Here is a 12,657-nt window from a genome sequence, read left to right on the forward strand (position 1 = left end):
GCCCGGACCGCCCTCCGCGGACGTCCCGCTCGCGTCGCGGACGCTCAGTTGAAGGAGTCGCCGCAGGCGCAGGAACCCGACGCGTTCGGGTTGTCGATCGTGAAGCCCTGCTTCTCGATCGAGTCGACGAAGTCGATGGTGGCGCCGGTGAGGTAGGGCGCGCTCATCCGGTCGACGCGCACGTTCAGGCCGCCGAAGTCCTGCACGAGGTCCCCGTCCATCTCCCGCTCGTCGAAGAAGAGCTGGTAGATCAGGCCGGAGCAGCCGCCCGGCTGCACGGCGACACGCAGCGCAAGGTCGTCGCGGCCCTCCTGCTCGAGCAGGCCCTTGGCCTTCTCGGCGGCGGCGTCGGTGAGGATGACGCCCTGCTGCGTGGTCTCCTGCGTGGTCTCGCCTGAAACCGTCATGTGTTCAGCTCCCGGGTCTCGCTGCGCCGCGGTGCGGCGGCCTGTCGCTTGTCCGAGGACGTCGTACGCCTCTTCCCGTAGGACAACGTACCTCCCCGGCAGCCCATTCCGCTTATCGGCCGGGTCTAACACCGGAACGCGGTGCGTTCTACGTCACAGTACCGCCGGCCCGAGGATGTGCCATCATTAGTCGTCAAAGCGACGATAAGCCTCCGTCGCGAAGGGAGACTCCCGATGACCACCCCGGTAAGCGACCTTCCGCTGCTGCTGCTCGGCCGCGGCGCCGACCCGGACAGCGAGCGCGGCGTCGACTGCCCGGGCGAGCTGCCGCCGGCCTCCGACCCCGCGCTGGTGGAACGCGCCCGCGCCGCCAAGGCGTCCCTCGGCGACCGGGTGTTCGTCCTCGGCCACCACTACCAGCGGGACGAGGTGATCCAGTTCGCCGACGTCACCGGCGACTCGTTCAAGCTGGCGCAGAAGGCGGCGGCCCGGCCCGAGGCGCCGTTCGTGGTGTTCTGCGGCGTGCACTTCATGGCCGAGTCGGCCGACATCCTGACCGCCGCGCACCAGCGGGTGATCCTGCCCGACCTCGCCGCCGGCTGCTCGATGGCGGACATGGCGACGTTCGACCAGGTCGAGGACTGCTGGGACGTGCTGGAGGACGCCGGCGTCGCCGACGACGTCGTCCCCGTCACGTACATGAACTCCTCCGCCGACATCAAGGCGTTCGTCGGGCGGCACGGCGGCACGGTGTGCACCTCGTCCAACGCCAAGCGCGCCCTGGAGTGGGCCTACGCCAAGGGCAAGAAGGTCCTGTTCCTGCCCGACCAGCACCTCGGCCGCAACACCGCCGTGCTGGACATGGGCTTCTCGCTGGACGACTGCGTGGTCTACAGCCCGCACCGGCGCGAGGGCGGGCTGACCGCGCAGCAGCTGCGGGACGCCAAGATGATCCTCTGGCGCGGGCACTGCTCGGTGCACGGCCGGTTCACCAGGGAGTCGGTGGACGAGGTCCGCGAGCGCGTCCCCGGCGTGAACGTCCTGGTGCACCCCGAGTGCCGGCAAGAGGTCGTCACGGCCGCCGACCAGATCGGCTCGACCGAGTACATCATCCGGACGATCGAGGCCGCCGAGCCCGGCTCGTCCTGGGCGGTCGGCACGGAGCTGAACCTCGTCCGGCGGCTGGCGAACGCCCACCCGGACAAGAACGTCATGTTCCTCGACAAGACGGTCTGCTACTGCTCCACGATGAACCGCATCGACCTGCCGCACCTGGTGCTGTCGCTGGAGTCGCTCGCCGCCGGGGACGTCCAGAACGTCATCGAGGTGGACGAGGAGACCGCGCACTACGCCCGCGCCGCCCTCGACCAGATGCTCGCCCTGCCCTAGCCGTTCTCGCGGGACGCCCCCGGCCTCACAGCCCGGGGGCGTCCCGCACCGGGAACCAGCGGGCCGTGTCGGGCTCCATGGGCAGGTGCTCCGCGAGCGCGTCCCGGGCGCGGGTCTCGACCAGGTTGTTGCGGCGGCGCGAGTCCTGCGGGCCGTCCGGCGGGCGCGGCGCGAACGGGTAGAACGCTCCCCGGACGGGCGCGTGCACGAGCAGGAGCCGCTGCAGCCCCTCGCCCCTGCGGAAGCAGGCGACCGAGCACAGCAGGTACCGCCCGTACCCGGCGGCGGCCAGGGTCGCCTCGACGAGGTGCAGGTCCGCGACCAGCCCGCCGAAGTCGCCCGGCGGGCGGGTGACGCGCGTCCAGCCCCACCCGTGCGGGTCGTCGGCCGTCTCCGTCCGGCGGGTCCCGCCGGCGGGCAGCAGCCGGGCGACCTCCCGCCGCGCGCGCCCGAACGCGCCGAAGGCCCCGCCCTCCACGAGCCGGTGGCAGACGCCGCCCTCACCGGTCGGGACGAACCCGGTCGCCGCCTCCAGCGCCGGCGCGGCGGCGGGCAGGGCGAGCAGCAGCCCGGCGCCGGGCGGGGCGGGCGCGGGCCGGCCGAGCAGGGCGTCGACGATGCCCACCGTCAGCCCCCGCCCGCGAGCCGCCAGGACAGGGCGGCCAGCCGCTCGCGGCGCCGCCGCAGCGGCGGATGGGTGGACAGCAGGCCGGACGCGCCGGAGCCGCGGGCGGCGACCACGGAGCGGTGGCCCGCCGGGCGCAGCGCCCGCAGGTCCTCCCGGGACGACCTGCGCAGCTCCTCGGTGATCTTTTCGAGGGCGGACGCGAGGTCGGCGGGCCGCCCGGTCAGCAGCGCCCCGGTGGAGTCCGCGCACAGCTCCCGGTGCCGCGAGAAGGCGAGGAGCACCAGCGTGCCGGCGGCGTACAGCACCGCCGCCGCCGCGGCGAGGGGCAGCAGGACGACCCCGGCGAGCATGCCCGCGGACCTCTTCGCCGCGCCTCTGCCGCGGGCGGTGAACAGGTCCGCCCACCAGCCGAGGAAGAGGTCGGCGACGGCGCTCGGGAACTCGGCGACCGAGCCGGCGAGCACGTCCCGGTTGGCGACGTGCGCGGTCTCGTGCGCGAGGACGGCGGCGAGCTCGGCCGGGCCGAGCAGGGCGCGCAGCCCCTCGGTGACGCACACCTCGGCCGAGCCGGGGCCGGAGCCGGCGGCGAACGCGTTGGGCGCGTGCACGGCGCAGACGGCGAGCCGCGGCCTGGGCAGGCCGGACGACATGCACAGCCGGTCCAGGACGGCGTGCAGTTCCGGCTCCTCGGCGGCGGTCACCCGGCGGGCGCCCATCGCGCGCAGGACCAGCCCGTCCGCCGCGCGCGCCGAGAAGACCGCGACGGTCACGGCGGCCGCCACCGCCGCCGCGCCCCAGACCGGGCCGGCCAGGAACGCGGGCAGCGCGGCGGCCGCGTAGACGAGCGCGACCAGGACCATCGCGGCGAGCATCCGCCACGTCAGGCTCCGCTCGCCGGTGTCGCGGGAGGGCGTCATGCCCCGACGTTAGACCGCGATGGACCGCCGCACAGCGTCCGATGACGCAGAAACGGATCAGAGGCGGCGGATCACCGGGAACGGGTCACCGGGAACGAGTCACAGGCCGGGGGCGCCCCAGACGGGGAACCAGCGGCCGAGGTCCTGCTCGAAGGGGAGGTCGGCGCCGATCGCGCCGCGCACCTGGAGCTCGAGCGCGTTGTCGCGCTTGTCCCCGGGCAGCGGCGCGAACGGGTAGAAGGTGCCGCGCTTGTACAGGTAGACGAGGGCGAGGCGCTGCCCCTCCGGGCCGCGGAACCCCGCCAGCGAGCACAGCAGGTGCGGGCCGAACCCGCCGGACTCCAGGGTCGAGTTCACCGCGTGCAGGTCGGTGACCAGGGCGGGCAGCTCCTCGGGAGGGTGCGTGGCGAGCAGCCACGTGTAGCCGTAGGAGTCGTTGCTGATCTCTACCTTGGGGCCCTGGTCGGCGTCCAGCAGCTCCTGGACGTCGGCCTGCAGCCGGGCGAACGCGCCGCCCTCCGCCGCGCGGAAGCAGACCGAGCCGCGCCCCGTCGGGCGGAACCCCGTCGCCGCCTCCAGCGTGATCGCCGCCGACGACAGCCCGAAGATCTGGTCGAGGTCGGGCTTGACCGGCTTGGAGCGGCCGAGCAGCGTGTCGAGGAAACCCACGGGATCAGACTCCCCTGCTGAGCTGGTCGGAGATCTTCGAGAGCTGCGCGAGGCGCTTGTCCAGCGGCGGGTGGGTGGAGAACAGCGTGGAGACGCTGAAGCCCTTGCCGAACGCCGGGGTGAAGAAGAACGCGTTGAACGCCTGCGCCGACCGCAGGTCGTTGGTCGGGATCCGCGCGATCTCGCCGCTGACCTTCGTCAGCGCGCTGGCCAGGGCCGACGGGCGGCCGGTCAGCAGCGCGGCGGCGCGGTCGGCGGACAGCTCGCGGTACCGCGACAGGGCGCGGGTGAGCAGGAAGCTGACCGCGTAGGCGAGCGCGCTGGCCGCGACCACGGCGAGCAGGATCAGGCCGGTGTTCTGGTCGTTGCTGCGGCGGCCGAACCCGCCCCACAGGCCCCACTGGAGCCCGAAGCGGGTGATGAGCCCGGCGCAGATGCCGAGGAACGAGGCGATCGTCATGACCGCGACGTCCCGGTGCGCGACGTGCGCCATCTCGTGCGCGAGGACGCCCTCCAGCTCCACCGGGTCGAGCCGGCGCAGCAGCCCGGTGGTGACGCAGACGACGGCCTTCTTCTGGTTGCGGCCGGTGGCGAACGCGTTCGGCACGTCGGTGTCGGCGATCGCGACCTTCGGCTTCGGGGCGTCCGACATCGCACAGATGCGGTCGATGACGCCGTGCAGCTCCGGCGCCTCCTCGGGCGAGACGACGCGGCCGTGCATGGCGAACAGCGTCATCCGGTCGGAGAAGAAGTACTGCGCGAACAGGAAGGCCACCGCGACGCCGAGCGCGACGAACGCCCACTCGGGCACGAAGACGAAGAATGCTCCGACGAAGACGACGTACACCAGCCCCAGCAGGAACATCGTCACGAGCATCCGCGATGTCAGCCCCCGGTCGGAGGCGTAGCGCGTCCTGGCCATGCGGCCACCCCCAGTTCCTTGCTCTTATTCATTTGTATCAACGCACGAGACCCGGGTTTTGTGCCTGAGTGTCCATAACGGACCGGCACTCCCCCGGGGCCCCGCGGCGTCGTTCTGGGGAACACCCCCAGATCCCCCGTTCGCGGGGGTCAATCCGGAATGAGCCCCTCGTCCCCGAGCATGGAGCGCACCTCGTCGATGTGCGCGTCGGCCGGGGGGAGGATCAGCTCGGACGGCTCCAGGCTGTCGGCCGGGAGCGGCTTGCCCACCTTCCGGACGTTCTCCAGCAGGGCGTGCAGCGCGGCGCGGAACGCCGTCTCGTCGCCCGACTCGATCGCCGACTCCAGTTCGGCGTCGAGGGCGTTGAGGGAGGACAGGTCCTCTTCGGCCACGTCCAGCTGGCCCTCGCCCATCAGGCGGACGATCACTGGGCACCCCCGGGGTTGTTCGGCCACGGGGCCTGCTGCGGGGTGTCCTGCTGCTGCTGCTGCGGCTGCGCGGTCGGCGTGCCCTGGTTCAGCTCCTTGGGCGCGGGGCCCTGGCCGAGTTCGGCCTTGAGGCGCTCCAGCTCCAGGTCGACGCCGGGCCCGGAGCCCATCCGGTCGAGCTCGGCCTGGATGTCGTCCTTGGGGCCGGAGAAGTCCTCCAGGGCGCCGGAGGCCAGCAGCTCGTCGATCGCGCCGGCGCGCGCCTTCATCGTGTCGGTCTTCTCCTCGGCGCGCTGGATCGCGAGGCCGACGTCGCCCATCTCCTCGGAGATGCCGGAGAACGCCTCGTTGATCTTCGTCTGCGCCTCGGCGGCCGTGTAGGTCGCCTTGATGGTCTCCTTGCGCGTGCGGAAGGAGTCGACCTTGGCCTGCAGCCGCTGGGAGGCGAGCGTGAGCTTCTCCTCCTCGCCCTGGAGCTGCTGGTACTGGCCGCGCAGGTCGTTCAGCTGGCTCTCCAGCCCGGCGCGGCGGGTCAGCGCCTCGCGGGCGAGGTCCTCCCGGCCCACCTGCAGCGCCTTCTTGCCCTGGTCGGTCAGCTTGCTCTGCTGCTGCTCGAGCTGGTTGATCTGCAGTTCGAGACGCTTGCGCGAGGTGGCGACGTCGGCGACCCCGCGACGAACCTTCTGCAGCATCTCCAGCTGGCGCTGGTAGGAGTAATCGAGGGTCTCCCGAGGATCTTCCATCCGGTCCAATGCCTTGTTCGCCTTGGACTTGAAGATCATCGACATTCGCTTCATCACGCTCATCGCGCGGCGCCGGTCCCTTCGTGCTGTCGCCTCAGTCGTGAACTGGGCTCAATGACCACTGCTGGGGTTCTTATCACCCTACGCGTTAACGCGCGAGGCAGCCATGATGTTCGCAGCCGGTAGGCTGATCCCGTGTTCAAGCGTCGTACCCCTGAGGCCCCGGCGAATCCTCCTCAGGTAGTAAAGCCGGGCGGCAAGGGCCGTCCCACGCCCAAGCGGAGGGACGCCGAGAAGCGCCGCCGCCAGCCCATCACCGCCCCGTCCACCGGCAAGGAGGCCCACAAGCGGCGCCGGGCGCAACTGGCGGAGGAGCGCGCCAAGGCCCGGGAGGGGATGGCCAAGGGCGACGAGAAGCACCTGCTCAAGCGGGACAAGGGCCCGGTGCGCCGGCTCGCCCGCAACTACGTCGACTCGCGCCGCACCGTGGGCTCGTACCTCATGTACGCCATGTTCGTGATCGTGCTGCTGAGCATGCTGCCGATCCCCGCGGCCCGGCTGCTCGTGCTGTTCGCGCCGCCGGTCCTGCTCCTCGTGGTGTTCGGCGAGGGGCTGCTGCTCAGCCGCGGCATCAAGAAGCTGGCCGCCGAGCGCTACCCCGGCGAGGACGCCAAGGGCGTCGGGATGTACGCCGCGATGCGCGCCATGCAGATCCGCCGGCTGCGGATCCCGAACCCGCAGGTGCGCATCGGCGAGACCGACAAGATCTGAGCGGCGGGGTCTGAGCGGCGGGGTCCGGGAGGCAGGGTCCGGGCGCGGGGGCCGGCGGCCTCCACCGGACGTTCCGGCGGCGTTTCGCCGATCATCTCCGGGCTAGGGTCGAGGGCATGGAGTTCCGAAACCTGGGCCGGAGCGGTCTGAAGATCAGCGAGATCGCGTACGGCAACTGGCTCACCCACGGCTCCCAGGTCGAGGAGGACGCGGCGCGCGCGTGCGTGCGGGCGGCCCTCGACGAGGGGATCACCACCTTCGACACCGCGGACGCCTACGCGGGCACGCGCGCCGAGGAGGTCCTCGGGCGCGCGCTCAAGGGGCAGCGCCGCGAGGGGCTGGAGATCTTCACCAAGGTCTACTGGCCCACCGGGCCCGGCATGAACGACCGGGGCCTGTCCCGCAAGCACGTCTTCGAGTCGATCCACGGCTCCCTGCGCCGTCTCGGCACCGACTACGTGGACCTGTACCAGGCCCACCGGTTCGACTACGAGACGCCGCTGGAGGAGACCCTGCGCGCCTTCGACGACCTCGTCCGGCAGGGCAAGGTCCTGTACGTCGGCGTCTCGGAGTGGCGGGCGGAGGAGATCGAGCGCGCCCTCAAGATCGCCGATGAGATGGGCTTCGACCGGATCGTGTCCAACCAGCCGCAGTACTCGATGCTGTGGCGGGTCATCGAGGCGGAGGTCGTCCCGCTGTGCGAGCGCGAGGGCATCGGGCAGATCGTCTGGTCGCCGATCGCGCAGGGCGTGCTGACCGGCAAGTACAAGCCGGGGCGGCCGCTGCCGGAGGGGTCGCGCGCCACCGACGACAAGGGCGGCGCGGACATGATCAAGCGCTACCTGAACGACGACCTGCTGACCCGCGTGCAGAACCTGAAGCCGATCGCCGACGAGCTCGGGCTGTCGATGGCGCAGCTCGCCATCGCCTGGACGCTGCAGAACCCGAACGTGTCGGCGGCGATCGTGGGCGCGTCCCGCCCCGAGCAGGTGGTCGACAACGTGAAGGCCGCCGGGGTGAAGCTGGAGGCCGACGTGCTGAAGCGCGTCGACGACGTCCTCGGCGACGTCGTCATCCGCGACCCCGCCAAGACCGTCAGCCCGCGCAAGCGCCCCTGACGCGCGCCGCGGCCCGGCGCTGAACGGGGGCCGCGGAGCTCCGGCCCCGCGGCCCCCGTTCAGCGATCCCGGCTCACTCCGGGTCCAGCAGGCTCATCTCGTAGACGAGCGTCTCGCCGTCCAGCAGGACGACCTTGTCGACCTCGTCGGCGCGCAGTCCCCGCCAGTTCTCCCCCAGCCAGCTCTCTGCGTCCGCCTGGGTGGAGAAGGTCTCCTCCGACATGCCGACCGCGCGTCCGTCGGCCTTCTCCAAACGCCAGCTCCACGCCATCGCGTCGTCCTCCCTCGTCGCGGTGAGACTAGCGGCTCGCGGGCCGGTTCAGGACGCGGCCTCGATGGCGCGGCGGAGCGCCTCGGGGCTCTCGGTGTCGGACGAGGCCAGCGTCCGCCCGTTGACCCGCACGGTGGGCGTGCCCCGCAGGCCGGACGATATGTAGCCCTTGCTGACCTCCTGCACGCTCGCCGCGTGGCTCTGGTTCTTCACGCAGGACGTGAAGTCGTCGCCGGTCAGCCCGAGCGGCTCCGCCGCGGAGAGCAGCTCGCCGGTGGTGTAGCCGGTGGTGCTCTCGCTCTTGGGCTGGTGCTCGTAGAGGGCGTCCTGGTAGGAGAGCCAGTGCGCGCCGTCGCCGACGCAGCGCAGCGCGGCCGCCGCCCGCAGCGAGTTGTCGTGCGCCGGCTGGACGCTCTCGCCGAAGATCACCATCGGGCGGAACACGACCTTGGCGCGTCCCGCGACCACCAGCTGCTTCAGCATGGGGTCGTGCCTGCGGTCGAACTCGCCGCAGGGCGGGCAGGCGAAGTCCTCGTAGATCTCGACGACGGGCGAGGCGACCCCCGGCCGGGACATGACGAGGCTCCCGTCCTCCTGCGGCGCGGCCTCCGCGCCTCCGGCGATCTTGCCGACCCGCAGCCCGGTGCCGCCGCCCCCGCCCCCGTCGTCGCCGCTCTGCAGGGCGAGCACGACCACCGCGGCGATGACCAGCACGAGGACGAGCCCGCCGCCGACCAGCGCGAGCGCCATGCCTCCGCCACCGCCCTTGCGCGGGGGCGGCGGCGGGCCGGGCGGGGGGCCGAAACCGCCGGGCACGGCCGGCGCGGGTCCGCCCGGCGGGAGGGGAGGAGGGCCGTAGGGCGGCGGGCCGCCCGGGCCCTGCGGTCCCGGCTGGTGGGGCCATGGCGCGTTCGGGGGGTTGCCCACCGGTCTCCTCCTGCGGGGCATCGCGATCGTTCCAGGGCGAGCGTAACCGTAGAGTTCCGACCGTTATGGACATCGAACTCCGCGGCATCGCCGCGGCGCGGGGCTGGCCCGCGCCGGGGTGCCGGTGCGCGTCCTGCGGCCGGCTGCGCGCCGCCGGCGTCCGGCACGAGCCGTTCGCGGCCCGCGTGGACGGTGTGCCGCTGGACGAACTGCCGCGGACGGACGTGCCCGGCGGGTATGAGGTGCGCGGCCCGGACGGCGGCCTCGTCCTGGTGGCCGCGGGGCCGGGGGCGCGGCCGGAGCCGGTTCCCGGGGCGGAGTACGCGGCCGTCCTGCTCGACCTCGCGGGCTCCCCGGAGCACCTCGGGTATCTGCGCCGCACCGGGGCCGTCGCGTCCACGACGCGGGTGTTCGCCGTGCACGTGGACCACCGGCTGCCGTCCGAGGCCGAACTGGAGCGCCGCATGGCCTTCTGGACCCGGCCTCGGCCCGGCCCGTTCCGCACCCTGCTGCTGGGCGGGAGCCGGTCGGGGAAGTCGGCCGAGGCCGAACTGCGCCTGGCCGCGTGCCCGGACGTCCTCTACGTCGCGACCGGCCCGGCGGGCGACGGCGACCCGGAGTGGGCGCGGCGCGTCGCCGCGCACCGGCTCCGCCGCCCGGCTTGGTGGCGCACGGTCGAGACGACCGGTCTGGCGGACGTGCTGGCGTCCGAGACCGGCGCGGTCCTGGTGGACGGCCTCGGCACGTGGCTCGCGGCCGCGATGGACGAGACCGGCGCCTGGGACGACCCGTCCCTGGTGCGCCCCCGCATCGACGGCCTCGTCGCCGCGTGGCGGGACACGGCGGCGCGGGTCGTCGCGGTCAGCGACGAGGTCGGCCTCTCCCTGGTGCCGCCGACCGCGTCGGGGCGGGCGTTCCGCGACATGCTCGGCCTGGTCAACCAGCGGCTCGCGGCCGAGTCGGAGGAGGCCGCGCTGGTCGTGGCCGGACGCGTCGCGGAGCTCCGGTGATCGAGGGGCTGCGGCTGGCGGTCACGCTGCTGACGGTCGTCCCGGCCGGCCGGGCGCGGGCCGACCGGGACACCGCGCGCGCCGCGATGCTGCTCGCCCCGGCCGCCGGCCTGATCACCGGCGGCGCCGCCGCGCTGGTGCTGCTCGCCGGCGGCCTGCTCGGCCTGTCCGCCCCGCTGGCGGCCGCGCTCGCGGTGGCCGCGACCGCCGCGGCGACGCGCGCCCTGCACCTGGACGGCCTGGCCGACCTCGCGGACGGCCTCGGCAGCGGCCGCCCGGCGGGCGAGGCCCTCGGCGTCATGAAGCGGTCCGACATCGGCCCGTTCGGCGTCGTCACGCTGCTGCTGACGCTGCTGATCCAGGTCGCCGCCCTCGCCTCGGCGCCGCATCCGGCCGCCGCGGCGCTCATCGCGGCCGCGGCCGGGCGGCTCGCGCTGCCCTGGGCGTGCCGGACCGGCGTCCCGTCCGCGCGTCCGGGCGGGCTGGGCGCCCTGGTCGCGGGCACCGTCCGCACCCGCGCCGCCCTGGCGGCCACGGCGGCCGTCCTGGCCGCCGCCGCGGGCGCCGGAGCGGCCGCCGGCGGGCCGGGCGGAGCCGCGCACGCCGCGGCCGCGGTGCTCGCCGGCCTCGCCGCGGCGCTGGTGCTGCTCCGGCACGCCGTCCGCCGCCTGGGCGGCGTCACCGGCGACGTCCTCGGCGCGCTGGTGGAGACCGCCGGCACGGCCGCGCTCGTCGTCCTCGCCGCCCCGGCCGGCTGAGCCGCCGGTCCGCCGGGTCGCCGGCGCCGGCAATGCTTGATCCAAAAGGACGAAACCGGTCACCGGGAGGACTAACATCGTGCTACGTGACGAGCATCAGCCTTGACAGCGCACCCCTGGCCAGCCTCGACGCCGACGCGATCGTGATCGGCGTCTCCCCGGACGGGGAGGGCGCCGCACCGGCCGCCGGCGCGGCGGACCTCGACCGCGCGATGGACGGCCGCCTCGCGGACGCGCTGACCGCGCTCGGCGCCACCGGCAAGGCCGGGGAGATCACCCGGCTGCCGTCGCTCGGCGCCGTCCCCGCCAAGGTGATCGTCGCCGCCGGGCTGGGCGCCGACCCGACCGCCGAAGACCTGCGCCGCGCCGCGGGCGCCGCCCTCCGGTCCCTCGCCGGCACCGCGCGGGCCGCCGTCGCGCTGCCCGCCGAGACCGCCGAGAGCGTGGAGGCCGTCGCGCTGGGCGCGCTGCTCGGCGCCTACTCGTTCGACGCCTACCGCAACGGCGAGGGCCGCAAGGCCCCCGTCGAGGAGATCCGGCTGCTGGCGCCCGCGGCCGAGGAGGCCGCCGTCGAGCGCGCCCGGACGCTCGCCGCGTCGGTGAAGCTCGTCCGCGACCTGGTCAACACCCCGCCGTCGCACCTGACGCCCGAAGACCTCGCCGCCGAGGCCGGGCGGGTCGCCGCCGAGGCCGGCCTCGGCATCGAGGTGCTGGACGAGAAGGCGCTCGTGGAGGGCGGCTACGGCGGCATCGCGGGCGTCGGGCAGGGCTCGGTGAACCCGCCGCGGCTGGTCCGGCTCGCCTACTCCCACGCCGAGGCGTCCCGGACGCTCGCGCTCGTCGGCAAGGGCATCACGTTCGACTCCGGCGGCCTGTCCCTCAAGCCGACCGACGCGATGGACTGGATGAAGTCCGACATGGGCGGCGCCGCCGCCGTGCTCGGCGCGCTCGCCGCGATCGCCGAGCTCGGCCCGAAGGTCAACGTCGTCGGCTACCTGGCGATCGCCGAGAACATGCCGAGCGGCACCGCGCAGCGCCCGTCCGACGTGCTGCGCATCTACGGCGGCAAGACGGTGGAGGTCCTCAACACCGACGCCGAGGGGCGGCTCGTCATGGCCGACGCCCTCGTCCGCGCCGGCGAGGACTCCCCCGACCTGATCGTCGACGTCGCCACGCTCACCGGCGCGCAGCTCGTCGCGCTCGGCACCCGCACCGCCGGCGTCATGGCCAACGACGACGACGTCCGCGCGAAGGTCGTCGCGGCGGCCGAGCGCGCCGGCGAACCGTCGTGGGGCATGCCGCTGCCCGCGGAGCTGCGCAAGGGCCTCGACTCGTCGGTCGCCGACATCGCCAACATCAGCGGCGAGCGGTGGGGCGGCATGCTGGTCGCCGGGACGTTCCTGAAGGAGTTCGTGCCGGAGGGCGTCAAGTGGGCGCACCTGGACATCGCGGGCCCGTCGTTCAACAAGGGCGAGCCGTACGGGTACACGCCGAAGGGCGGCACGGGCGCCGCGACGCGCACGCTGGTGCAGATCGCCGAGGACGTCGCCGCGGGAATTCTGTAGCGAACCCCGCCGCTGTCACCCGGCGGAGAACACAATAGGTTTCTCATGGCGGCGGGGGCCCGGGTGACGGTGCGCCCCGCCCCGCCCTGAGGGCCAGGGCGCCGCGGTCCACGCCGGCGCCACGACAGGGGAAA

General features: G+C 73.8%; 15 protein-coding genes. 6 read left to right on the forward strand and 9 right to left on the reverse strand.

All coding sequences use genetic code 11. The features are described 5' to 3' along the window. Positions 1–44: 44 nt before the first annotated feature. Entirely contained in the window at positions 45–407 is a 363-nt protein-coding gene (locus tag ABTW95_RS13000) for a HesB/IscA family protein (RefSeq protein WP_396447232.1), read from the reverse strand. 234 nt (positions 408–641) lie between these two features. Here ABTW95_RS13000 and nadA point away from each other — a divergent pair, with 234 nt between their 5' ends. Continuing rightward, the gene (gene nadA, locus ABTW95_RS13005; protein WP_500226354.1) at positions 642–1,796 is read left to right on the forward strand and encodes a quinolinate synthase NadA; all 1,155 of its coding nucleotides are present in this window, start codon (positions 642–644) and stop codon (positions 1,794–1,796) included. A 25-nt stretch (positions 1,797–1,821) separates the two neighbouring features. Here the strand turns inward: nadA and pspAB (ABTW95_RS13010) are convergent, their stop codons facing one another. From pspAB (ABTW95_RS13010) to ABTW95_RS13035, 6 genes are all read right to left on the reverse strand, one after another. Beyond that, complete coding sequence (gene pspAB / locus ABTW95_RS13010) at positions 1,822–2,421, reverse strand: PspA-associated protein PspAB (RefSeq protein ID WP_500226355.1); 600 nt, start codon at positions 2,419–2,421, stop codon at positions 1,822–1,824. 2 nt (positions 2,422–2,423) lie between these two features. Continuing rightward, complete coding sequence (locus ABTW95_RS13015) at positions 2,424–3,341, reverse strand: M48 family metalloprotease (RefSeq protein ID WP_396453825.1); 918 nt, start codon at positions 3,339–3,341, stop codon at positions 2,424–2,426. A gap of 99 nt (positions 3,342–3,440) precedes the next feature. Continuing rightward, positions 3,441–4,010 carry a PspA-associated protein PspAB gene (gene pspAB, locus ABTW95_RS13020; protein WP_396447237.1) on the reverse strand — a complete coding sequence of 190 codons (570 nt, stop codon included), beginning with the start codon at positions 4,008–4,010 and terminating at the stop codon, positions 3,441–3,443. Positions 4,011–4,014: 4 nt separating this feature from the next. Then, positions 4,015–4,932 carry a zinc metalloprotease HtpX gene (gene htpX / locus ABTW95_RS13025; RefSeq protein WP_396447238.1) on the reverse strand — a complete coding sequence of 306 codons (918 nt, stop codon included), beginning with the start codon at positions 4,930–4,932 and terminating at the stop codon, positions 4,015–4,017. A gap of 149 nt (positions 4,933–5,081) precedes the next feature. Then, entirely contained in the window at positions 5,082–5,360 is a 279-nt protein-coding gene (gene pspAA / locus ABTW95_RS13030; protein WP_396447239.1) for a PspA-associated protein PspAA, read from the reverse strand. Continuing rightward, positions 5,357–6,166, reverse strand: coding sequence for a PspA/IM30 family protein (locus ABTW95_RS13035; protein ID WP_396447240.1), 810 nt, complete (start codon positions 6,164–6,166; stop codon positions 5,357–5,359). Before ABTW95_RS13035 ends, pspAA begins: the two co-directional genes overlap by 4 nt. Positions 6,167–6,298: 132 nt before the next feature. Here ABTW95_RS13035 and ABTW95_RS13040 point away from each other — a divergent pair, with 132 nt between their 5' ends. Together ABTW95_RS13040 and ABTW95_RS13045 are read left to right on the forward strand one after the other, a co-directional pair. After that, a complete protein-coding gene (locus ABTW95_RS13040; RefSeq protein ID WP_396447241.1) occupies positions 6,299–6,874 on the forward strand; it encodes a DUF3043 domain-containing protein in 576 nt (191 codons plus the stop codon). Positions 6,875–6,990: 116 nt separating this feature from the next. Then, the gene (locus ABTW95_RS13045; RefSeq protein WP_500226356.1) at positions 6,991–7,992 is read left to right on the forward strand and encodes an aldo/keto reductase family protein; all 1,002 of its coding nucleotides are present in this window, start codon (positions 6,991–6,993) and stop codon (positions 7,990–7,992) included. Positions 7,993–8,065: 73 nt separating this feature from the next. Here ABTW95_RS13045 and ABTW95_RS13050 read toward each other — a convergent pair whose 3' ends face one another. Together ABTW95_RS13050 and ABTW95_RS13055 are read right to left on the reverse strand one after the other, a co-directional pair. After that, positions 8,066–8,263: a hypothetical protein gene (locus tag ABTW95_RS13050; RefSeq protein WP_396447243.1), complete on the reverse strand. Its 198-nt coding sequence runs from the start codon at positions 8,261–8,263 to the stop codon at positions 8,066–8,068. 48 nt (positions 8,264–8,311) lie between these two features. Then, a complete protein-coding gene (locus tag ABTW95_RS13055) occupies positions 8,312–9,013 on the reverse strand; it encodes a DsbA family protein (protein WP_396447244.1) in 702 nt (233 codons plus the stop codon). Positions 9,014–9,255: 242 nt separating this feature from the next. On the opposite strand from ABTW95_RS13055, the gene ABTW95_RS13060 reads away from it, so the two are divergent. The 3 genes from ABTW95_RS13060 to ABTW95_RS13070 are packed head-to-tail and all read left to right on the forward strand — an operon-like array spanning position 9,256 to position 12,523. Next, positions 9,256–10,200 (forward strand): bifunctional adenosylcobinamide kinase/adenosylcobinamide-phosphate guanylyltransferase, encoded by a 945-nt coding sequence (locus tag ABTW95_RS13060; protein WP_500226357.1) that lies wholly within the window; start codon positions 9,256–9,258, stop codon positions 10,198–10,200. Next, a complete protein-coding gene (locus ABTW95_RS13065; RefSeq protein WP_500226358.1) occupies positions 10,197–10,958 on the forward strand; it encodes an adenosylcobinamide-GDP ribazoletransferase in 762 nt (253 codons plus the stop codon). The genes ABTW95_RS13060 and ABTW95_RS13065 overlap by 4 nt, the downstream gene beginning before the upstream one ends. Before the next feature lie 32 nt (positions 10,959–10,990). Continuing rightward, the gene (locus tag ABTW95_RS13070; protein WP_396453178.1) at positions 10,991–12,523 is read left to right on the forward strand and encodes a leucyl aminopeptidase; all 1,533 of its coding nucleotides are present in this window, start codon (positions 10,991–10,993) and stop codon (positions 12,521–12,523) included. The last annotated feature ends 134 nt before the right edge of the window (positions 12,524–12,657 follow it).

The organism is Spirillospora sp. NPDC127506, from assembly GCF_040302145.1.
Taxonomy (GTDB): Bacteria; Actinomycetota; Actinomycetes; order Streptosporangiales; family Streptosporangiaceae; genus Spirillospora.